Below are 20,673 nucleotides of genomic sequence, written 5' to 3'. Positions count from 1 at the left end.
GAAAGCAATGCGCTATGCGATCTACGGCGGACCGAACGGGCTGAATCGGCTGATCGCGCGCTCGCTCACGCGCATACCAGGGTGTGAGCCCCAGGTATTCGCGAGCGGGTTGTTGCTGCAGCAAGCATTGGCCGCTGGGCCGAAGATCGACTCGGTGCTGTTGACAGGCCCGGGCACCGATCTCGAAGTGCCCGCGCTGGTTCAATGGCTGCAGACGCGACCAGCCGACCGCGTGCCACGGCTGGTCGCGTGGCAGCATGAGAATGCTGCGATCGACGAACAAGCAGCCGACGTTCAACTGAACAACGTCACGCTTTCGGAGTGGGCGCCGGCGGCACGCGAGAAGAAGGTCGGCAGGGCCCCCGTGCAGACCGAGTGCACACCGGCTGCAATATCGAGCACATCGGGCGAAGCGCCGCAACGGGTTTTCGGGCGCTATGTTTTTCGTGAAACGTCCGGCGGAATGCTGCTGGATTGTCAGTTCATTCCTCTACCCGGAAAGCTTTACAAGTTGGCGTGGTTCCTGTTCCAACACATGAACCAGGTAGTCAGCAGAGAAGACCTCTATCGGCAGATCTGGGGCGACGGCAGCAGCACGGCTTCGCGCTCGCTGGACACGCACATTGCCCGCCTCCGCACGAAACTGCAGCTCGGGCATGGCAACCCCTACGTGCTGTCCGCGACGTATGGCCAGGGCTACGCCTTGACAGAAGAAAAACCGGACTGAGCGAGACCGTCCGAAGATAAGGTCGACGTTGCCGGTTAGGCGATGTCGACCTTTTTTTCCTTCTGATCTTGCCCATCTCGATGGTCTTCGTCGTCGACGTCGACGTCGACGTCGACGGCAATGTCCGCGGTATCGGCAATCGGCAGGCCGAACCAGAACGTGCTGCCGAGGCCCGGTGCACTGTCGACCTCCAACCAGCCGCGATGCTGCCGTATCACCGCCTGCACGATCAGCAAGCCGATGCCCCTGCGCCGCACCATCCCCGGCGCAGCGGGAAGCACGCCCGCACTGGGCGAGGCGAGCGCTTCGTTCGCAAAAAGCGATCGACGTTGGCTTTCGTCCATCCCGTCGCCCTCGTCCACCACGGTGCACACAGCCTCGCGCTTGTCGGCGTCGAACCCCAGGCACATCGTGACCGACTGCCCCTGCCGGCTGTGCCGGATCGCGTTGCCGAGCAGATTGACCACGGCACGCGTCAGCAGGCTCCCGTCTGCCAGCACGAAGCATTGCCCTTCCCGAAACCGTTCCGTCAGCGTGACGCCGCGCAGTTGCGCCTGCGCATAGACCTGATCCATCGCGTCGAGCAACAGGTTGCCCAGTTCGACGGGGGCATACCGATAGCGGCCCGACTGTGCGCTGGTGAGGTCGATGAGGTCGTCGGCCAGTCGAATCGTGCGCTCGGCCTCGGCGCGGATTCGGCTGCGCAGCGCGGGTGCGCTCGGGTCTAGGTCAACGTCGATGGCACGACGCGCTTCTTCCAGCGTGAGCATGCTGAGGATGGTGGTCTGCGGGCTGCGCAAATCGTGCGACAGAAAGCCGAGCCACTGGTCATGCTGTTCGCGACGTCGATACTCTTCGGTCAACTCGTGCAGCACCGCCAACCAGCCCCCTGCGCCGCTCGGCTGCGCGATGTCGACCGTCACGATGTCGAGCCGGAACACCCTGCCCGCAGGCGTCATCATCACGGCGCCGCTGAGCGTCTCCGTCGGCTGCGTCATGTCCGGGCGTGTCATCCAGCCGCCGCCCAGCGGCACTGAATGCCCGGCGATGACAGACAGCAGCTTTCGTCCCACGAGCGCGGCGTCGGAGCCCAACGCATTGGTGCCCAGACCCAACAGCGACCTCGCAGCATGGTTGGCAAGGACGATGTCGCCGTCGACGCGGCACACGAGCACGGCGACGTCCAGACGGGCGACGGTGTTTCGCAGCAGCCCTTCGAGCGTACGCAAGCGCACCATGATGTTGTCCAACGCGTCGGCGCGCCGCAGCAACGCGGTCGGCGCGTCAGCGCTGCGGATATCGCCTGCTGCAATCAATTCAAGCGACAGCGCCGATGCGCGATCGACCTGCCGTAGCCGCTGCTCGAAGTAGCGCCAGAGCCGCGCCGATTCACGCCATGTCCATAGCAGGTAGGCGGTGAACAAAGCCAGAAGCGGCGCCACCGGCGGAAGCCACAGACGGCCTGCGGCGAACGCACTCACACACAAGATGACGACGGCACCGGCACTGCCCAGCAGCAGCAACGTGCTGTGCCGCGATCGCCCGAGACACGCAAGAAGCGCCCAGCAGGGCAACGAAATCCAAGCCCATCGCCACAATGCCGGCGCACCGTCGAGCAACGACGGACTTGCGTCCTGTCTGAGCGTGTCGAAAGCATTGGCGTGGATTTCAACGCCGGGCATTGCACCGGCAGCACCTGCGTTCGGCACAGGCATCTGGTCGCCTAACCCTGCGGCCGACGCGCCCACGAACACCGTCTTGCCGCGCCAGAAGTCTTGAGGGACTTTGCCGTTGACCACGTCGATGTACGAGAGGGTCCGATAACTTCCAGCAGCACCGGCAAATGAGAGCACCAAGGGGCCACGCAACTGCCAGCCGCTGCTCTTGCTTTTGGGGTCCAGCGCCGACAGCGATGTACCGTCGGCTTTGGGCACCCCCGGCAACAAGCTCACAAGATAAGGCTGCACTCCCGCAGCGGGTCCCTCCTGCAGAAAGAGCCGCCTGACCAAGCCGTCGGTGTCGGCACCGACATCGACGTGACCCAGACCCGCGGATGCTTCCGCGAGCGCGGTAATCGGCCTTGCGAACATTGGGCTTGCGGATGGGCCGGCGCCCCCGCTTGCGTCGTAGCCCAAGCTGAAGAGCAGGGGCAGGTACACCGGCACTTTGTGCATGGCGCCGACCAGCGCGACATCGTCGGCAGGGTCGACGGATGGCTCTGTCATAAAGACATCCATCAGTACGGCCTGCGGGTTACCGGCGGCAATCTTTTCCAGAAACGACGCATGTACAGCGCGCGACCAGGGCCAGCGGCCCAGCGTGGCCAGGCTCGCATCATCGATGGCGACGATGACGACATCACCACCGGGTGTAATTGGTCGCGCCTTGAGTGCCTGGTCGTAGACGATGGCGTCGACTGTCGCAAAGTTACCGTGATGAATCGCCAGATAGGCCATTAAAGGCGCCAGCAGCGCGATGCAGACCATCTCAGCAACCGATTTGACGCGCCCTCCCCAGGCAATCCTGGGGAGTTTTGGTCGAAGCTTCATCGAGGAATTTTGCAGCATGGCCGCCGGGCAAAGCTCACGCTATAATTGCGGGCTAACTTTCGGCCTCCCCTCAACGGCCACAAAGATTTTCGAGTTGAGGAACCCGGCCCGGGGCCTGATCTTCCCTGAGCCAAATTCAACAGACCTTTTAAATGACCACTATCCGCGTTAAAGAAAACGAGCCCTTCGACGTCGCACTGCGCCGCTTCAAGCGCACCATCGAAAAGCTCGGCCTGCTGACCGATCTGCGTGCCCGCGAGTTCTACGAAAAGCCGACCGCAGAGCGCAAGCGCAAGAAGGCTGCAGCCGTCAAGCGCCACTACAAGCGCGTTCGCAGCATGCAGCTTCCCAAGAAGCTGTTCTAAGTACTGCATTCGCTGGCCGCTCGCCGGCGAAACCAAGCCGCGCCAGGGAAACCTGCCGCGGCTTTTGTCTTTTCCGACGGCCTTTTCGAGGCCTTCAAACACCTTTCAACGACCTTCGCCAGGAGATGACCATGAGCCTTAAAGAACAAATCACCGAAGACATGAAGACCGCCATGCGCGCAAAGGACGCCGAGCGCCTGGGCACCATCCGCCTGCTGCTCGCCGCCCTGAAGCAAAAAGAAGTCGACGAGCGCATCGAACTCGACGACGTCATGGTGATTGCCATCGTCGACAAGCTGGTCAAGCAGCGCAAGGATTCGGTCACCGCTTTCACTGAAGGTGGGCGGCAGGATCTGGCCGACAAGGAATCCTCCGAAATCAAGGTGCTCGAGGTTTATCTGCCAAAGCGCATGACCGCAGAAGAGGTCGCCGTCGAGGTGAAGGCGATCGTGGCGGAGCTGGGCGCCTCGGGCCCAGGCGACATGGGCAAGGTGATGGGCACCGTCAAGACGCGGCTCGCCGGCAAGGCCGACATGGGTCAGGTGTCTGCTGCGGTCAAGGCCGCCCTTTCCGGCGCAGCATGACGGTCATCCACAAGGCCTGCGCATGCCTTGTGGATGCGCAAAACCGCTTGCTGGTATTTTTGCATCCGGGCGATGGCGGTATGCAGTTGCCCAAGGGCACGGTGGAACCGGGAGAGTCGCCTCAAGACGCAGTGCGTAGAGAACTGCTCGAAGAATCGGGCATCGCTTATTCCGGTGCGCTGCAAGAGCTTGGCACGATGGATCGGCACTGCAATGTCGGCATCGAGGGCAACACGCACGAACACCAGCAACTCTGGCATCTTTATCTGATGCGACAGATCGAACCGCTGCCGGAGCGCTTCGACCATATCGCCGTCGGCAGCCCAGAAGAAGAAGGCCTTGTCTTCTGCTTCCAGTGGCTGGCGAAGGACGCACCGATCGACGGCTTTACGCCGCCGTTTACGTCGCCATACGTCCGCGTGATCGAACGGGTGCGCGAAGCGCTTGCCAGTTAGCTCCCCGCCACCTTCATCTTGTTGACAAGGATCGAGCCGGTAGTCTTGGCGCCGTAGTTGTAGGCATCGGCACCCACCGCCTGAATGCCCATCAACATGTCTTTCAGGTTGCCGGCGATCGTGATCTCTTCCACCGGGAAAGCGATCTTGCCCTTCTCGACCCAGAAGCCGCTGGCGCCGCGCGAGTAGTCGCCCGTCACGTAGTTAACCCCTTGGCCCATCAGCTCGATAACGAAGAGCCCGGTGCCGAGCTTGCGCAGCATCTCGTCGAGGTCGTCGCCCGGCTTGGTCAAGCGCGAAGTCAATGTCAGGTTGTGCGAGCCGCCCGCGTTGCCGGTGGTCTTCATGCCCAGTTTGCGAGCCGAGTAGGTCGACAAGAAGTAGCCTTCGAGCCGACCCGCATCGACCACCTTCCGCGCTTTGGTCGTCACGCCTTCGTCGTCGAACGGCGAGCTTCCCTTGCCACGCTTCAAGTGAGGGTCTTCGACCAGGTCCATGTGCTTCGGCAGCACCGGCTTGCCGAGCGAATCGAGCAAAAAGGTGCTCTTGCGATACAACGCGCCGCCACTGGTGGCCTGCACCAGCCCACCGAGCAGGCCCGCGGCCAATGGCGACTCGAACAGCACAGCGCATTGCGTCGTCTTGATCTTGCGCGACTTGAGGCGGCTCAGCGCACGTTCGGCGGCATAGCGGCCAACCAATTGCGGGCTCGCGAGTTCGTCGGCGGAACGCATCGAGCTGTACCACGCATCGCGCTGCATGTCGTTGCCCTTGCCCGCGATCGGCGCCACCGAAATCGAGTGCCGCGAGCTGGCGTAACCACCTCTGAAGCCATGCGTATGCGCGCTGAAAAAATGACTCTGCTGGGCCGAAACGCCGGCGCCTTCACTGTTGGTGATGCGCTTGTCGGTCGAGAGCGCGGCTTCTTCGCATTCGAGCGCCAGCCTGGCCGCCTCTTCGCTGGTGACAGCCCACGGGAAGAACAGGTCGAGTTCCGGCTGCTCCTTGACGATGTCGTCTTCGTCCGGCAGTCCGCTCACCGGGTCTTCGGCAGTAAAGCTGGCGATGTCGTAAGCCGCCTGCACCGTTCGCGCGATAGCCGCTTCGGAGAAGTCGGACGTGCTCGCATTGCCGCGCCGGTGCCCGACGTAGACCGTGATGCCGAGCGACTTGTCGCGGTTGCGCTCGACGTTTTCGAGCTCGCCCTTGCGCACCGAGACGCTCAGGCCGCAGCCTTCGGACGCCTCGGCACCGGCGTCGGTCGCGCCGAGCTTTTTGGCATGCGCCAAAGCCGTGTCGACCAAGTTTTCAAAGAAAGGGCGGGTGTAGGCGAAGCCGGAGTCGGGGCGCGAGGCCGGTTGCAAGCGGGATGTCTTCATGTGTTGGCTATGATACTTCTGCCCCCTGTTTCCGATGGTGCGGCCAAAGATTTAACCCATGTCCCGCAAACCCAAAAAAGGCTACTACGTCCGTGGCGAGTTCGTTGCTGAAGGCAGCGAGCTCGATCTGGAGCTCAAACGTGAGCTCAAAGGCACCGACGAAGCGAGCCGAACCGACCTCAAGCGTGAAAGCACCGAGCTGCAAAAGCTCGGCGAAGATTTGCTCACGCTGCGCGCCAGCCTGTTCGAAGCATTGCCCCTTGGCGAAAAGCTGTCGGACGCCGTGCTGGAAGCCAAGCGCATCACCAACTTCGAGGGCAAACGCCGGCAGATGCAGTTCATCGGCAAGCTGATGCGCAAGCTCGACGAGCCCACGCTCGACGCCGTGCGCTACGCGCTGGCAGAGCAGAACAGCACGCCTGCCGCCGAGACCGCCGCGCTGCACGAAGCCGAGCGTTGGCGTGATCGCCTGATCGCCGACGACGACGCGCTCGGCGGCTGGATCGAGACGCACGCCGGCACCGATGCGCAGCAACTGCGCGCGCTCGTGAGGCAAGCCCGCAAGGACATGAAGGTCGGCCCCGCAGGCGAGGCGCCGCGCCAGAGCAAGGCCTATCGCGATGTGTTCCAGCTGGTGCGCCAGCAATTGGCGGTGCATGGCAGTGGCGACCATGCTGCTGCGGCTGCCGCACAGGAGCTCGAGGACGACGCATGAGCGCAGCGCTGCCGCCGACGCCCGAACCGGTGCGCATCGGCATCGTCTCCGTGAGCGATCGCGCATCGAACGGCGTTTACGAAGACAAAGGCTTGCCGGCACTCGAGGAGTGGCTGACGCGTGCGCTTAAAAACCCGATCGCCTTCGAGCCGCGCCTGATTCCCGATGAAGCCGAGCGGATCAGCGCCACGCTGGTCGAACTCGCCGACGCCGGCTGCACGCTGGTGCTGACCACCGGTGGCACCGGCCCTGCCCTGCGCGACGTTACGCCTGAAGCGACGCTTGCCGTGGCGCACAAGGAAATGCCAGGCTTCGGCGAGCAGATGCGGCAGATCAGCCTGCGCTTCGTGCCCACTGCCATCCTGTCGCGGCAAGTCGCCGTGATTCGCGACAAGAGCCTGATCCTGAATCTGCCCGGCCAGCCCAAAGCCATCGCCGAGACGCTCGAAGGCTTGAAAAACGCCGATGGTTCGCAGGCCGTTCCCGGCATCTTCGCGGCGGTGCCCTATTGCATCGACCTCATCGGCGGACCGTATCTGGAAACCGACGACGCGGTGTGCAAGGCGTTCCGGCCCAAAACGGCGATCCGGACACGCACCTGATCAGCGCTTGGGCTTGGGTTCGACCATCGCCTTCGCGATGCCGCGCAGGATGTGAATCTCTTCGGGCGTCGGCTGCGCCCGGTTGAAAAGCTGCTGCAACCGCGGCATCAGCTTCTTCGGCGCTGCAGGATCGAGAAATCCGATGTCGACCAGCGAACGTTCCCAGTGGTCCAGCATGCCGGCGACGGCCTGTGCATCGGCCGCCGGCGATGACGAGACGGCGCCTTTCACTTCGTAGCCACCCAGCGCCAATCGCCACTCGTACGCAATCACCTGGATCGCAGCGCCTAGGTTGAGCGAGCCGAAGTTCGGGTCGGTCGGAATGCTGAGCGCGACGTTGCAGCGATACACGTCTTCGTTGCGCATGCCGAAGCGTTCGGAACCGAACAAGAAGGCCACGCAACCGTCGACTGCAGATGTATCGAGCACCCCGAGATGCTCGCGCGGCGTGCGCGTCGGCGGTCCGAAATCACGCGGCACCATCGCAGTCGCACACAAATGCGTCACGCCGTCTAGCGCCTCGTCGAGCGTCTCCACGATGCGCGCGTTGTCCAGCACGTCGAGCGCGCCGCTGGCGCGTTGAATCGTCTCCTCGCGCCGCAGCACGTTGGGCCAGCGTGGAGCGACAAGCACGAGGTCGGTGAAGCCCATGGTCTTCATGGCGCGAGCGGCAGCGCCCACATTGCCGGCATGGCTGGTCTGTATCAGGATGAAGCGGGTGCGCATGGGAGGACGAAAAACGAGGGGTAACGGGCCGACCGCGGCCGGGTAAAATGCTCCGATTCTCGCTGCCCGCATCGCCGGGCTGCATCCTGCGGAGCCGCATCGCGCGGTGTCGCCGTTCTTCTCACAATCCAATGTCGTCCCCCAACCTGCATCCCATGCTCAACGTGGCCGTCAAGGCCGCACGCGCCGCTGGCGCCATCATCAACCGCGCGGCGCTCGATGTGGAGGCCGTGCGCATTTCGCAAAAGCAGGTCAACGACTTCGTCACCGAAGTCGACCATGCAAGCGAAAAAGTGATCATCGAGACACTGCTCGCCGCATACCCGGGGCACGGCATCCTGGCCGAAGAATCGGGCTCCGAATACGGCGCCAAAGACTCGGAATTCGTCTGGATCATCGATCCGCTGGACGGCACCACCAACTTCATCCACGGTTTCCCCGTGTATTGCGTGTCGATCGCGTTGGCAGTGCGCGGCAAGGTCGAGCAGGCCTGCATCTACGACCCGAGCCGGAACGATCTTTTTACCGCCACCAAGGGTCGCGGCGCCTACATGAACGACCGCCGCCTGCGCGTTTCCAAGCGCACGCGGCTCAACGAATGCCTGCTTTCCACCGGCTTTCCGTTTCGCACCGGGGACAACTTCAAGCAGTACCTCGCGATCATGGCTGACCTGATGCCGCGCACGGCCGGCTTGCGCCGCCCCGGCGCTGCAGCGCTCGACCTCGCCTACGTGGCCGCCGGTTTCACCGATGGTTTTTTCGAAACCGGCCTCAGTCCGTGGGACGTTGCTGCGGGATCCTTGCTGGTCACCGAGGCCGGTGGCCTGGTCGGCAATCTCACCGGCGAGCCTGAATTTCTCGATCAGCGCGAATGCCTGGCCGCTGCGCCCCGCATCTACGGTCAACTCGTGCCGTTGCTCTCCAAGTATTCGAAGTTCGCAGGCGTGGACGAAAAGATGCGCGCCAGCGACCGCGTGCGCGCCGTGTCCGCCGCGGCCAACCCGGATGTGGACGAATCGGTCGACTTGTACGCACGCTCTACCGTCGCTGATTTCGAAAGCTCCGGCAGCGATGGGGTCTCCGTCGAGCACGCAGCCGTCGCGCCTGCTCCGCGCAAGCTCACACGCATCAAGCGCGACGTCGCAGCAGCGCCTTTTAACGACCCGGCCGATTCCACGGGCAAGTGATGCAGACGCTGAGCTCGGCCGGGGCCGCCGCGCGCCGAACCCGCGCCGCGTTGCGCATCGCCCTGAGCCACTACGTCGCCAACGGGCTGTCGGTGGCCTTCGGGCTGCTGCTTATATCGGGCGGCCTGCACCTCTGGCTGGGCACCGTCGCAGGCGCTGCCGCGTCGGTGGGCGTCATCGTCGCTTCGCCGCCCGACCTCGCTGCGCCACGCCGCGGCAAGTTTTTCCAGATGCTGCCGGCGCCACTCATCAGCATGCCGCTTTTCTTCGTGGTCCAGTGGTTGCACACCGCGCCGCTGAAGCTCGGGCTGGTGCTGGTCCCCGCCACTTTCCTGTCTTTCACGCTCATGGCATGGGGCAAACGCGGCATTCCGATTGCCATCGCGATCATGCTGGCGATGATTTTTTCGATGGCCACGCCGCCACCAACCGATCTGCACGAGGCACTCGAACGCACGCTGCACTTCGGCATGGGTGCCGGGCTGTACGTCATCTACGCCACCTTGGCCAACCTGGCACTCAACGCCCGCTACCGCGTGCAACTCATAGCCGACGTGCTGTTGGCGCTGGCGAACCTGATGCGCACCGAGGCGCGCCAGTTCAGTGCCAAAGACGAAACCGACGACGTGCGCGATTCGCCGGCGCCGATGCTCGGCCAGTTACTGACGCAGCAGGCCGCCCTCGCCGATCAGATTCAGGCGGCGCGGGACATCGTGCTCGAGTCGCCGCGCACGCCGCGCCGGCAACGGCTCGCCGGCATGCTGGTGATCGTGCTGGAGATGCGCGACCACCTGTTGGCCAGCGAACTCGACCTCGACGTATTGCGCACGCACTCCGACCATGCAGGCTCGCTCGGCGAGATGCGCGCGGTGCTCGAATTGATTGCGAACGACGTCACGCGTCTGGCAGATTCACTGCTGCTCGGCCGCAAACCCCAAGCGGGACAAGACCGCCGGCCCACCCTTTCGGCCATCGCCATTCCAACCTACACGGGCCGGCCCGACGGCCTGGCCGCACCCAACACGGCCGTGTTGGCGCGCGGACTGGCGAGCCGCATCGGCCACCTCAACGATGAAGTGATGCGACTCACCGCACTGGCACGCGGCGAGCGCGAGCCCGACCTGGCCGTGGTGCGCGCCAACTGGCAAATGTTCGTGAGCCCGACGGCGTGGTCGTGGCGCCCTTTCCTCACGCTCTTCAACTGGGACGCACCGCCGCTGCGCCACGCCATCCGCGCAGCACTGGCGATTGCCGCTGGCTACAGCATCGCGGTGTTGCTGCCGTGGGGCTCGCACGACTACTGGATTTTGCTGACCATCGTCGTCGTGCTGCGCGGCAGCCTCTCGCAAACGCTGGAGCGGCGCAATGCGCGCGTGGCCGGAACGATGCTGGGATGCGTGCTCGCTGTCGGCTTGTTGTCCACCCATCCGTCAGCGTTGGTGCTGCTGCTTTCGGTGACCTGCGCGCAGGCTGTGGCGCACGGCTTTGCGGTACGGCGTTACCTGATCACGGCCGTCGCAGCCACCGTGCTCGGTCTGGTGCAGGCACACCAGCTGTACGCCGGCGCCGCCCCGACCTTCGCGCTCGTCGAACGCATTGCCGACACCTTGATCGGTGCGGCCGTGGCGTGGGGCTTCTGCTACGTTCTGCCGTCGTGGGAGCGCAGCCAAATCCCCGCTCTGGTGGCGCGCACGCTGCTGGCGCAAGCGCGCCATGCCCGACTCGCGCTCGGCCTCGGGCAACTGCAGGCCGTCGACACCAGCCCCGAGCTCGAATGGCGACTGGCGCGCAAGGAGGCTTTCGACAGCCTCTCCGCGCTGGTGCAGGCCACGCAGCGATCGCTGTCCGAACCACGCGCAGTGCGGCCGCCCATCGAGCCGCTAGAGCGCCTGCAGGCCCACAGCTACCAGTTGCTGGCCCAGCTCAGCGCGGTCAAGTCGATGCTGGTGTTGCGGCGCGACCGGTTGACGCCCACTGAAATCGAGGCGCCGCTGGCACGTGCGGCCGAGCAGATCCAGTCGGCGATCGGCAACCCGGCCGATGCGTCTGCCAAAGCTGCCAAGGCGGTGGAGGCCGCACAGTCTGGCGAGGCACCCGCAGAAACGACGTCTGCACCGCGCACACGGGTGGTTGGCCCGATCCCGCTGCCCGACCCTTTCGACAACGACATCAGTCCCTGGCTGCTGCGCCGACTCGATCTCGCAAGCGGCCTGGCACTGCAGCTGCACGACGACGCGGCGCGCATCTTGCAGGCCGAAGCGGAGGCCGAAACGATGGCTGGACTGTTGCCGAAGGAAGCTTGATGGAGTTGCATGCATTGCTTGGCCACCCGTGGTTCGGCACGTGGATCGCGGCGCTGATCGCCAGCGCATCGGGCCTGCTCGTCTACCGCGTGGGCGGCATGCTGTTGCTGCGCCTGACGCGTCATGCGGTCGTTCTGCATTCGACGATCTCGAAGGCACGCACGGCGGCGCGGTGGGTTCTGCCGCTCGTGGCGCTACAGATGGTGTGGCAGGCCGCGCTCGACGACCTTCGCTACATCGACAGCGTGCGGCACCTCAACGGATTGCTGCTCATCGCGTCATGCACCTGGCTGGCCGTGCGGTGCATCAACGGCTTCACCGAAGGCCTGCTCGCCAAGCATCCTCAAGACGTCGACGACAACCTGCAGGCGCGCCGCATCCACACGCAGGCCAAGGTGCTGGCACGCACCGCCAGCACGATGGTTCTGGTGGCCGGGGCGGCGCTCATCCTCATGACGTTTCCGGGCGCGCGGCAGGTCGGTGCCAGCCTGCTCGCCTCTGCCGGCGTCATCGGCATCGTGGCCGGTCTTGCTGCCAAGCCGGTGCTGAGCAACCTGATCGCCGGCCTGCAGATCGCCTTGGCGCAGCCGATACGCATCGACGATGTGCTCATCGCCGAGGGTGAGTGGGGCAAGGTCGAGGAGATCACGGGAACCTTCGTCGTGATGAAGCTGTGGGACGAACGCCGCCTCATCCTGCCGCTCAGCTATTTCATTGAGAAGCCGTTCCAGAACTGGACGCGACAGAGCGCGCAGTTGCTGGGTTCGACCTTCATCTACGTCGACTACACGATGCCGCTGGCGCCGCTGCGCGCGGAGATGGAGCGCATCGTGCGCGCGGCGCCGGAGTGGGATGGTCGCGTGTTCGTGCTTCAGGTGACCGACGCCACCGAGCGCACGATGCAGCTGCGCATCCTTGCCACTGCGGCCACCGCGCCGCTGGCGTTCGATCTGCGCTGCCGCATCCGCGAAGGGCTCATCGACTTCGTGCAGCGCGAGTATCCGGAATCGCTTCCCAAGCTGCGCATGCAGGACATGGGTGGGCCGTCCGCTTCAGCGGTCGCACAAGGCCCGGCGGCACCCGCGCCGACCGTGGCAGCAATGGGCACGGCCAATCCAGCCAACCTCATGCAGCCGTTGCCGCACCGCTGAGCTGCACGCTTGCGCATCAGCGCCCGGCGCCCCACAACCTCCAGCACGGCGCCAATTCGTCGATGCTCGAACTCCCGCCTGACTTGACTCGTCTTCAATTTAGATATATCTTTTGTGTTTTAGATACACACGAGAGAGATCGACATGCGACATTTCAGATCATTCGAGCGATGCACACGCCGCGCCGAACACGGTGACGGTTCCGACGGCGGACGCGGCGGGCCCGGCCATCGACATGACCATGGCGACGGCCCGCGAGGCATGGGCGGTGGTGGCCGTGGCGGTAGTGGCAGGGTCTTCGGCCACGGCGGCCTGCGCTTCGTGCTGCTGCAACTCATTGCTGACAAGCCGAGCCACGGCTACGAGCTGATCAAGGAAATCGAAGAACGCCTGGGCGGCAGCTACAGCCCGAGCCCCGGCATCGTCTACCCGACCCTGACGCTGCTCGAAGAGCTGGGCTACGTCAGCGTCAATGCTGCCGATGAAGGTGGCCGCAAGCGCTACAGCATCACTGCAGCAGGCACCGAGTTCCTGGCCGCCAATCGCGACACAGCCGACGCGATGATGGCGCGTATGAACGGCGGAGTCGACGGTGCGGGGCCACGCGGCGGCCGTCCGCCGCAAGTCGTTCGTGCCCTCGAGAACCTGAAGCTGGCGATGCGCATGCGCCTGTCGTCGCGAGAACCGATGACCGATGCGCAGGCCCATGCCTTCGCTGCCGTGCTCGACAGCGCGGCGCAACAACTGGAGCGCATTTGATGAGCGACACGACAACCGCTTCGATCGCAGACGCCTCGCCGAAAAGCGCGCCTGATCGACTGCCGCGCCGCGTGCGCCACGCGCTTCGGTTCCGAAAGCTCAAAGTGCGCAGCGTGCAGCGCGTAACCCCGCACCTGATACGCATCACCGTCGACGGCGAGTCGCTCGCGGGCTTCACCAGTCCAGGCTTCGATGACCACGCGAAGCTCTTCTTTCCCGACGCGGCGACCGGCGAGTTGACCTTGCCGACCGCCGGCCCCGACGGTCCGATCTGGCCCGAGGGCCGCAAGCCGACCATGCGCGACTACACGCCGGGCCGCTTCGACGCCGTCGCCGGCACGCTTGAGTTCGACTTCGCGCTGCATGACGCCGGCCCCGCGACGCAATGGGCCGAGCGCGCCAAGCCGGGCGATGTGCTCGGCGTCGGAGGACCACGTGGCTCTTTCATCGTTCCAACCGATTTCGACTGGCATTTGCTGATCGGCGACGACACCGCATTGCCGGCGATCGCACGGCGCCTTGCCGAGTTGCCACGCAACGCCCGCGCGATCGTGCTGGCGGAAGTCGACGGGCCGGACGATCAGATCGCTTTCGAGACGCATGCCGAGCTGACAGTCCAATGGGTGCATCGCGGCGGCGCCGCGCCGGGTACGTCGACGTTGCTACTCGACACGCTGCGCGGCCTTACGTTTCCGGCAGGCGACTTTCATGCGTGGGTGGCATGCGAATCTTCCGCAGCCAAAGCCTTGCGTGCGCTCCTCGTCGGCGAGCGTGGTGCCAACCCGAAATGGACGCGCGCGTCAGGCTATTGGCGCAAGGGCGCCGCGGCAACGCACGACACCTACGAAGAGTAAAAATCCAGCGGCTCACTACTACAACATGTCGCAAACCGTCTGCAATAGGCCGTTCGGCGATTGGCAACTGAATACCAAAGAACTAGGATTAAACCCTTGGGAGCGGACAACAGAAGAGGAACAACAGCGAATCGGCGGCCGTCGCGCTTTTCGTAACTGCAGAAAGGGAACCGCATGGGATCCGATCTCGAAAAATGGCAATTCGTTGCGGCGGTGATCGTTGGCGGTCTGGTGGTTCTCGGCCTGGTCGGCTTCGGCTGGAATCGCATCGCGGCCCGTCGCCGTTCCCAATACCTTATCGCCGCAGCGCGGGTGCGCTCCGGCTATGTTCCAGGTGGCTTGCCGACCGTGCGAGGCGGGCCTACAGGTTCCACCGGCATGGGAGAACTCGGCCCCGCGAGTGCGCCACAGCCGCTGGCAGCCAACGAAGGCGAATTCGAAGAAATGGTCGATGAGCAGCCGCTCATCCGCATCCGCTATCTAGACGCGCTGTCCAGGAAGGTCAGTGCCGAGCTGCAGGTCGAGCATCTGGATATTCATAAGCGTCTCGTCGTCGGCTATTGCGACCATCCCGGCGACACGCGGCGCATTCCCCTGCGCAATATCGTCGGTGCGCGCATTGCCGAAACCGGCCAGCGCTTCGATGTCGACACGTGGGTCGACGCGGTGCGCGTCGCACGGCGTCGCCGCGGACAGGGCTGAGCCGACGACAACGGCGACGCTGCTCATACCCCGACCTCTTCGACGTTCGCCAGATTCATTGAGTGCATCGCCGATGGTGAGTGCCGCATCCAGCGTCGTCTCGGCGCTGGCCACGTCGTTGACCAGGAAGCCGAAGCGGTGGGTGAAGTCTCGACAAAGACATGATCCAATCCGCTCTCCATGCCCGCCTCATCCCCTGCCCCGACCCCTGCCGCGACCCCTGCAGACTACTCAGCCCACACACCCATGATGGCGCAATATCTGCGCCTCAAATCGGACTTCCCGGAGACGCTTCTGTTCTACCGGATGGGCGATTTCTACGAGCTTTTCTACGCCGACGCAGAGAAGGCCGTGCGCCTGCTCGACATCACGCTGACGCAGCGCGGCAACTCTGCCGGTGCGCCGGTGGTCATGGCGGGCGTGCCGTTCCACGCGGTCGATACTTACCTGGCGCGACTCATCAGGCTGGGCGAATCGGTAGCGATCTGCGAGCAGATCGGCGAGGTCGGTGCGACCAAGGGGCCAGTCGAGCGCAAGGTGATGCGGGTGGTCACCCCCGGCACGTTGACCGATGCCGAGTTGCTCAACGACAAGAGCGAGTCGATGCTGCTCGCGGTGCACGCCGGCACGCGCAACGTGTGCGGGCTGGCCTGGCTCAGCGTGACGGGTGCTGAGTTGCGTCTTGCGGAGTGCGCGGCCGACGCGCTCGAAAGCTGGATCGCGCGCATCGCGCCGAGCGAGTTGATCTACAGCGCCGAAGTGACGACGACCTTTGAGCAGCGCCTCAAAGCCGCGCGCACGGCCACGCCATTCACGCTCTCCATCCGGCCTGCCTGGCAGTTCGATGGCGGACTCGGCGAGCGCAAGCTCAGCCAGCAGATGGGCAGCAACAGCCTCGCTGCGTGGAACGCCGAAGGTCTCCCCAACGCGCATGCTGCCGCGGCCGCGCTGCTCGGCTATGCGGAACATACGCAAGGCCGCGCGCTGCCGCATGTGCAACGACTTTCGGTCGAGCGCGATGGCGAATTGATCGAGCTGCCGCCCACGACGCGCCGCAATCTCGAACTCGTGCAGACCTTGCGCGGGGAAGACTCGCCGACGCTGTTCTCGTTGCTCGACACCTGCATGACCGGCATGGGAAGCCGCCTGCTGAAGCGATGGCTGCTGTCGCCGCGCCGCGACCGCGATGAGGCGCAGTCGCGCCTCGAAGCCATCGCCGCGCTGCAGACGAGTGCACCCGGCAGCACCGCTGCACCATGGCGCACGTTGCGGGAGCAACTGAAGAACATCAGCGATATAGAGCGAATCGCTGCCCGCATTGCGCTGCGCCAGGTGCGCCCTCGCGAGTTGGTCGCGCTGCGTCTTGCGCTGTCGAAGGCGGAGCAACTGGCGCCATCGTTGCCGGGCGTTGCAGTTCTGCTCAATCAGATCTCGGAGCATTGCAAGCCTCCCGAAGGCTGCGTCGATCTGCTGGCGCAAGCCATCAAGCCCGACCCGTCGGCGCTGGTGCGCGATGGCGGCATCATCGCCACCGGCCACGATGCCGAACTCGACGAGCTGCGCGCCATCAGCGAGAACTGCGACGATTTTTTGCTGCAGCTCGAAGTTCGCGAACGAGAGCGCACCGGTATCACCAACTTGCGCGTGCAGTTCAACCGTGTGCACGGCTTCTACATCGAGGTGACGCAAAGCGCGCTCGGCAAGGTGCCTGACGACTACCGCCGTCGCCAGACGCTGAAGAACGCCGAGCGATTCATTACGCCCGAACTCAAGGCCTTCGAAGACAAGGCGCTGTCGGCACAAGATCGTTCCCTGGCGCGCGAGAAGTACCTTTACGAACAGCTGCTCGATGCGCTGCAGCCATCGATCGCACCTTTGACACGGCTCGCCACTGCCATCGCGACGCTAGACGCACTGTGCGCGCTGGCCGAGCGCTCGTACAGCCTGCACTGGCGCGCGCCGAGTTTCGTATCGCATCCGTGCATCGAGATCGAAAAGGGCCGGCATCCTGTGGTGGAGGCTCGGTTGGCCGAGAAGTCGTCGGGCGCCTTCATCGCCAACGATACGCAGCTCGGGCCGCAGCAGCGCATGCAGGTCATCACGGGGCCGAACATGGGCGGCAAGTCGACCTACATGCGGCAGGTCGCGATCATCGTGTTGCTCGCTTCGATCGGCTCGCACGTCCCGGCTGCGGCTTGTCGGCTCGGACCGATCGATGCGATCCACACGCGCATCGGTGCCGCCGACGACCTGGCCAACGCGCAGTCGACCTTCATGCTCGAGATGACGGAAGCCGCGCAAATCCTGCACAGCGCCAGCGCCCAATCGCTCGTGCTGATGGACGAGATCGGCCGCGGCACGAGCACCTTCGACGGCCTGGCGCTGGCTGCCGGCATCGCGGCGCAGTTGCACGACCGGACGCGGGCCTTCACGCTCTTCGCCACGCACTACTTCGAGCTCACCGAGTTTCCGGCAACGCACCATGCCGCGGTCAACATGCACGTGAGCGCCACCGAGAGCACAAAGAACGGGGGCCGGGACATCGTCTTTTTGCACGAGATGCAACCCGGCCCGGCCAGCAAGAGCTACGGCATCCAGGTCGCACGGCTGGCGGGCATGCCGGCTGCCGTCGTCAACCACGCGCGTCAGGCGCTCGATGCGCTGGAGGCGCAACAGACGCAAAGCCGGGCACAAGTCGACTTGTTCGCGGCGCCGCCAGCCACCGCTGCGCCGGAGGTGAGCGCCGTAGAATCCGCGCTGGCGGCGCTCGACCCCAACGCGATGAGCCCACGCGAGGCGCTCGATGCGCTCTACACACTTCAAAAATTGAACACGCGCGAACGCGGGGCCGCATGAGCTGGCCCGGTTCGTGCGGCAAGACTCCATGACTTATTGCGTAGGCATCAAACTCAACGCCGGACTGGTGTTTCTCTCCGACTCCCGCACCAATGCGGGAGTGGATCACATCAGTACCTTCCGCAAAATGATCGTCTACGAGCAGCCGGGCGATCGCGTCATGGTGCTGCTGTCGGCAGGCAACCTGAGCATTTCGCAGTCGATCCGCGAGATCCTGCAAATCGAGGAGCTGCGCGAGATCGGCGAAAACGGTCAACCCGGACCGCCCATCACCATCTGGAACGCCAAAAGCATGTTCGATGCCGCGCGGGTGTTGGGCTCGGCGGTACGCCATGTGTACGACCGCGATGCCGAAGCGCTCAAGCACGCAGGCCTCGACTTCAACGTGTCGTTCATCTTCGGCGGCCAGGTGCGCGGCGAAGGCATGCGGTTGTTCCTGGTCTACGCCGCCGGCAACTTCATCGAAGCGACAACCGAGACGCCCTACTTCCAGGTCGGCGAGTCGAAGTACGGCAAGCCCGTGCTCGACCGCGTTCTCACACCCGAAACGCCGCTGGACGAAGCTGCCAAGTGCGCGCTGGTGTCGATGGACTCGACCATGAAGTCGAACCTGTCGGTCGGCCTGCCGCTCGACCTCGTCGTCTACGAAGCCAACAAGCTCGAAACCGATCGCGTGATCTGCATCGATGCCGAAAATCCGTACTACCGGATGATGCACAACAGCTGGGGCCAGAAGCTGCGCGAAGTGTTCGACAGCATCGAAGACCCGGTGTGGGACGACGCAGCCAGCGCGCACCCGCTGAAGATGCCAGCGGCCCGGCACAGCGCGCTGCGCAAGATCTCGACGCCGGAAGAAAAGCTGATCTGAACACGACGTTGGCGCCGGGCTTGCCATCGGTCGTTTTCTCGCACGGCAACAGCTTTCCGGCAAGTACCTACCGGGTGATGCTCGACAGCCTGCGCAGCCGCGGCTTCGGGGTCGATGCTGTCGAGAAGTTCGGGCACGACCCGGCGTATCCGGTCACCGACAACTGGCCGCATCTGGTCGAACAACTCGCCGACTTCGCGCGACGGCAGGTCGACACATCAGGCGGTCCGGTGTTTCTGGTCGGCCATTCGCTTGGCGGCTTTTTGAGCCTGATGTGCGCTGCACGTCATCCCGAGTTAGCCAGAGGCGTCGTGCTGCTCGATTCACCTCTGATCGGCGGATGGCGCGCGAACACACTCAATCTCGTCAAGCGAACGCCGCTCCTCAAAAGCATGTCGCCCAGCGTCGTGAGCCGCAAGCGGAAGAACAGCTGGCAAGACCGCGACGCGGTCTTCGAACACTTCAAGAGCAAGAAGGTGTTTGCGAAGTGGGACGAACAGGTACTGCGCGACTACATCGACCACGGCACGCTCGAAGCCGCGGCCGAAACTGATGCCGCACGCACCCTGAGCTTCGACCGCGATGTCGAGACGGCCATCTACGACACGCTGCCGCACAACCTGAGCACGTTGCTGCGCGGTCATCCGCTCCAATGCAAAGTCGCATTCGTGGGCGGGCGTCAATCGGTCGAGATGAGACGCGCCGGCATGGCGATGACCGAGAAAGTCACCAAGGGCCGACTGAGCCTGCTCGACGGCACGCACCTCTTCCCAATGGAAAAGCCGATAGCAATTGCAGCGGCTGTCGAGGCCTCGTTGCGTAATCTTCTGGGCTGAAAGCGCGACGCGTTGCATCGAGCGGGTTGAACGCGCCGAAGTCCTGCTTCAGGGCTGTTCACGAACTGTCTTTCGCACCTTGCGTGGCGCGTTGATGGCGGTGCCGACCCTCCATCCCGATTCCGCCTGCGCGACGCCGCCGACCATGACCGCAGTGTCCGCGGCTTACGACTGAACACCGCACGCGCTTTGGCGCGATGGTGATGTGACCTGGAGTTATTCCGCCCAGACCACCATCCCGCTCCATGCGGTCGCCAGCACCACGATGCCGAAGGCGATGCGATACCAGGCGAACGGCACGAAGTTGTGCGTGCTGATGTACTTCAGCAGCCAGCGCACACAGAGCCATGCGCTGATAAACGCGAACACGAGGCCGACCAGAAAGAGCGGAATGTCAGCTACGGACAGCAGCGCGCGCTCTTTGTAGAGGCTGTACACGCTCGCACCGATCAAGGTCGGGATCGCCAGAAAGAACGAATAGTCGGTCGCCGCCTGCCGGCTGAGCCCGAGCAACATGCCGCCGATGATGGTCGATCCGCTGCGACTGGTGCCCGGAATCATCGCAAAACATTGCACCAGCCCGACCTTGAGCGCATCCCACGGCGTCATGTCGTCGACGTGCTCGATGCGCACAGCGCCCGGCGGCCGCTTCTCGGCCCACAGGATGATGAACCCGCCGATGATGAAGGTGCTGGCCACCACGATAGGGATGAACAGGTGCGCCTTGATCGCCTTGCCGAACAAGAGCCCCAACACCACCGCTGGCAAAAATCCGATGAGCACGTTGAGCGCCAGCCGGCGAGCCTTGGGCTGCCGCGGCAACGCCACGATGGTCGACTGGATCTTCTGCCAATACACGAGGATGACCGCGAAGATGGCGCCCGTCTGGATCGCGATGTCGAAGACCTTGGCCTTGTCGTCGTCGAAGCCGAGCAGTGAGCCCGCCAATATGAGGTGGCCGGTCGAAGAGATCGGCAAAAATTCGGTCAGACCCTCGACGATGCCCATCACCGCGGCCTTCACCAGCAAAACGATATCCACAAGCACTCCTTGAA

19 protein-coding genes are annotated in these 20,673 nt (G+C 64.2%); 15 read left to right on the top strand and 4 right to left on the bottom strand.

Annotated elements, in window-relative coordinates; all coding sequences use genetic code 11:
- The first annotated feature begins 7 nt into the window (after positions 1–7).
- Entirely contained in the window at positions 8–727 is a 720-nt protein-coding gene (locus tag RCH10_RS13900) for a helix-turn-helix domain-containing protein (RefSeq protein ID WP_409052818.1), read from the top strand.
- A gap of 35 nt (positions 728–762) precedes the next feature.
- On the opposite strand, the gene RCH10_RS13895 is transcribed toward RCH10_RS13900, so the two are convergent.
- Entirely contained in the window at positions 763–3,276 is a 2,514-nt protein-coding gene (locus tag RCH10_RS13895) for a CHASE2 domain-containing protein (protein ID WP_409052817.1), read from the bottom strand.
- A gap of 152 nt (positions 3,277–3,428) precedes the next feature.
- Between RCH10_RS13895 and rpsU the strand changes: the two genes are divergently transcribed.
- The 3 genes from rpsU (at position 3,429) to RCH10_RS13880 (ending at position 4,680) form a co-directional block, all read left to right on the top strand.
- Complete coding sequence (gene rpsU, locus RCH10_RS13890; RefSeq protein ID WP_068628364.1) at positions 3,429–3,641, top strand: 30S ribosomal protein S21; 213 nt, start codon at positions 3,429–3,431, stop codon at positions 3,639–3,641.
- A 131-nt stretch (positions 3,642–3,772) separates the two neighbouring features.
- Positions 3,773–4,225 carry a GatB/YqeY domain-containing protein gene (locus tag RCH10_RS13885; protein WP_409052816.1) on the top strand — a complete coding sequence of 151 codons (453 nt, stop codon included), beginning with the start codon at positions 3,773–3,775 and terminating at the stop codon, positions 4,223–4,225.
- Positions 4,222–4,680 carry an NUDIX domain-containing protein gene (locus RCH10_RS13880; protein WP_409052815.1) on the top strand — a complete coding sequence of 153 codons (459 nt, stop codon included), beginning with the start codon at positions 4,222–4,224 and terminating at the stop codon, positions 4,678–4,680. Before RCH10_RS13885 ends, RCH10_RS13880 begins: the two co-directional genes overlap by 4 nt.
- On the opposite strand, the gene pmbA is transcribed toward RCH10_RS13880, so the two are convergent.
- Positions 4,677–6,059 (bottom strand): metalloprotease PmbA, encoded by a 1,383-nt coding sequence (pmbA, locus tag RCH10_RS13875; RefSeq protein WP_409052814.1) that lies wholly within the window; start codon positions 6,057–6,059, stop codon positions 4,677–4,679. The genes RCH10_RS13880 and pmbA overlap by 4 nt on opposite strands.
- 58 nt (positions 6,060–6,117) lie before the next feature.
- Here pmbA and yjgA point away from each other — a divergent pair, with 58 nt between their 5' ends.
- Both yjgA and mog read left to right on the top strand, forming a co-directional pair.
- Positions 6,118–6,774: a ribosome biogenesis factor YjgA gene (gene yjgA, locus RCH10_RS13870; RefSeq protein WP_323496236.1), complete on the top strand. Its 657-nt coding sequence runs from the start codon at positions 6,118–6,120 to the stop codon at positions 6,772–6,774.
- Positions 6,771–7,376 carry a molybdopterin adenylyltransferase gene (gene mog / locus RCH10_RS13865; RefSeq protein ID WP_409052813.1) on the top strand — a complete coding sequence of 202 codons (606 nt, stop codon included), beginning with the start codon at positions 6,771–6,773 and terminating at the stop codon, positions 7,374–7,376. Before yjgA ends, mog begins: the two co-directional genes overlap by 4 nt.
- Here mog and RCH10_RS13860 read toward each other — a convergent pair whose 3' ends face one another.
- On the bottom strand, positions 7,377–8,102 hold the full coding sequence (locus RCH10_RS13860) for an RNA methyltransferase (protein WP_409052812.1): 726 nt from the start codon (positions 8,100–8,102) through the stop codon (positions 7,377–7,379).
- A 131-nt stretch (positions 8,103–8,233) separates the two neighbouring features.
- Between RCH10_RS13860 and RCH10_RS13855 the strand changes: the two genes are divergently transcribed.
- The 9 genes from RCH10_RS13855 to RCH10_RS13815 all read left to right on the top strand — a co-directional run bounded on the left by RCH10_RS13855 (position 8,234) and on the right by RCH10_RS13815 (position 19,618).
- Positions 8,234–9,289 carry an inositol monophosphatase family protein gene (locus tag RCH10_RS13855; RefSeq protein WP_409052811.1) on the top strand — a complete coding sequence of 352 codons (1,056 nt, stop codon included), beginning with the start codon at positions 8,234–8,236 and terminating at the stop codon, positions 9,287–9,289.
- Positions 9,289–11,592 (top strand): FUSC family membrane protein, encoded by a 2,304-nt coding sequence (locus RCH10_RS13850; RefSeq protein WP_409052810.1) that lies wholly within the window; start codon positions 9,289–9,291, stop codon positions 11,590–11,592. Before RCH10_RS13855 ends, RCH10_RS13850 begins: the two co-directional genes overlap by 1 nt.
- Complete coding sequence (locus RCH10_RS13845; RefSeq protein WP_323496241.1) at positions 11,592–12,743, top strand: mechanosensitive ion channel domain-containing protein; 1,152 nt, start codon at positions 11,592–11,594, stop codon at positions 12,741–12,743. The genes RCH10_RS13850 and RCH10_RS13845 overlap by 1 nt, the downstream gene beginning before the upstream one ends.
- 144 nt (positions 12,744–12,887) lie before the next feature.
- On the top strand, positions 12,888–13,502 hold the full coding sequence (locus RCH10_RS13840; RefSeq protein ID WP_409052809.1) for a PadR family transcriptional regulator: 615 nt from the start codon (positions 12,888–12,890) through the stop codon (positions 13,500–13,502).
- The gene (locus RCH10_RS13835; protein WP_409052808.1) at positions 13,502–14,356 is read left to right on the top strand and encodes a siderophore-interacting protein; all 855 of its coding nucleotides are present in this window, start codon (positions 13,502–13,504) and stop codon (positions 14,354–14,356) included. Before RCH10_RS13840 ends, RCH10_RS13835 begins: the two co-directional genes overlap by 1 nt.
- Before the next feature lie 174 nt (positions 14,357–14,530).
- Positions 14,531–15,058 carry a hypothetical protein gene (locus RCH10_RS13830; protein WP_409052807.1) on the top strand — a complete coding sequence of 176 codons (528 nt, stop codon included), beginning with the start codon at positions 14,531–14,533 and terminating at the stop codon, positions 15,056–15,058.
- 180 nt (positions 15,059–15,238) lie between these two features.
- Entirely contained in the window at positions 15,239–17,914 is a 2,676-nt protein-coding gene (gene mutS / locus RCH10_RS13825) for a DNA mismatch repair protein MutS (RefSeq protein WP_409052806.1), read from the top strand.
- A 28-nt stretch (positions 17,915–17,942) separates the two neighbouring features.
- Positions 17,943–18,782, top strand: coding sequence for a peptidase (locus tag RCH10_RS13820; protein ID WP_409052805.1), 840 nt, complete (start codon positions 17,943–17,945; stop codon positions 18,780–18,782).
- 20 nt (positions 18,783–18,802) lie between these two features.
- A complete protein-coding gene (locus RCH10_RS13815; RefSeq protein ID WP_409052867.1) occupies positions 18,803–19,618 on the top strand; it encodes an alpha/beta hydrolase in 816 nt (271 codons plus the stop codon).
- A 216-nt stretch (positions 19,619–19,834) separates the two neighbouring features.
- On the opposite strand, the gene RCH10_RS13810 is transcribed toward RCH10_RS13815, so the two are convergent.
- Positions 19,835–20,659 (bottom strand): undecaprenyl-diphosphate phosphatase, encoded by an 825-nt coding sequence (locus RCH10_RS13810; RefSeq protein WP_409052804.1) that lies wholly within the window; start codon positions 20,657–20,659, stop codon positions 19,835–19,837.
- Between the last annotated feature and the right edge of the window lie 14 nt (positions 20,660–20,673).

This window comes from Variovorax sp. GrIS 2.14 (genome assembly GCF_046115955.1).
In the GTDB taxonomy this organism is placed as follows: domain Bacteria; phylum Pseudomonadota; class Gammaproteobacteria; order Burkholderiales; family Burkholderiaceae_C; genus Variovorax.
The sequence above is the reverse complement of the archived record's forward strand: the minus strand, read 5'-3'. Positions and strand labels throughout refer to the sequence as shown.

Bases quoted from the DNA above. Each gene is read 5' to 3' on its own strand.
- RCH10_RS13900 (WP_409052818.1), top strand. From the start codon at position 8: ATGCGCTATGCGATCTACGGCGGACCGAACGGGCTGAATCGGCTGATC.
- RCH10_RS13895 (WP_409052817.1), bottom strand. From the start codon at position 3,276: ATGAAGCTTCGACCAAAACTCCCCAGGATTGCCTGGGGAGGGCGCGTC.
- rpsU (WP_068628364.1), top strand. From the start codon at position 3,429: ATGACCACTATCCGCGTTAAAGAAAACGAGCCCTTCGACGTCGCACTG.
- RCH10_RS13885 (WP_409052816.1), top strand. From the start codon at position 3,773: ATGAGCCTTAAAGAACAAATCACCGAAGACATGAAGACCGCCATGCGC.
- RCH10_RS13880 (WP_409052815.1), top strand. From the start codon at position 4,222: ATGACGGTCATCCACAAGGCCTGCGCATGCCTTGTGGATGCGCAAAAC.
- pmbA (WP_409052814.1), bottom strand. From the start codon at position 6,059: ATGAAGACATCCCGCTTGCAACCGGCCTCGCGCCCCGACTCCGGCTTC.
- yjgA (WP_323496236.1), top strand. From the start codon at position 6,118: ATGTCCCGCAAACCCAAAAAAGGCTACTACGTCCGTGGCGAGTTCGTT.
- mog (WP_409052813.1), top strand. From the start codon at position 6,771: ATGAGCGCAGCGCTGCCGCCGACGCCCGAACCGGTGCGCATCGGCATC.
- RCH10_RS13860 (WP_409052812.1), bottom strand. From the start codon at position 8,102: ATGCGCACCCGCTTCATCCTGATACAGACCAGCCATGCCGGCAATGTG.
- RCH10_RS13855 (WP_409052811.1), top strand. From the start codon at position 8,234: ATGTCGTCCCCCAACCTGCATCCCATGCTCAACGTGGCCGTCAAGGCC.
- RCH10_RS13850 (WP_409052810.1), top strand. From the start codon at position 9,289: ATGCAGACGCTGAGCTCGGCCGGGGCCGCCGCGCGCCGAACCCGCGCC.
- RCH10_RS13845 (WP_323496241.1), top strand. From the start codon at position 11,592: ATGGAGTTGCATGCATTGCTTGGCCACCCGTGGTTCGGCACGTGGATC.
- RCH10_RS13840 (WP_409052809.1), top strand. From the start codon at position 12,888: ATGCGACATTTCAGATCATTCGAGCGATGCACACGCCGCGCCGAACAC.
- RCH10_RS13835 (WP_409052808.1), top strand. From the start codon at position 13,502: ATGAGCGACACGACAACCGCTTCGATCGCAGACGCCTCGCCGAAAAGC.
- RCH10_RS13830 (WP_409052807.1), top strand. From the start codon at position 14,531: ATGGGATCCGATCTCGAAAAATGGCAATTCGTTGCGGCGGTGATCGTT.
- mutS (WP_409052806.1), top strand. From the start codon at position 15,239: ATGCCCGCCTCATCCCCTGCCCCGACCCCTGCCGCGACCCCTGCAGAC.
- RCH10_RS13820 (WP_409052805.1), top strand. From the start codon at position 17,943: ATGACTTATTGCGTAGGCATCAAACTCAACGCCGGACTGGTGTTTCTC.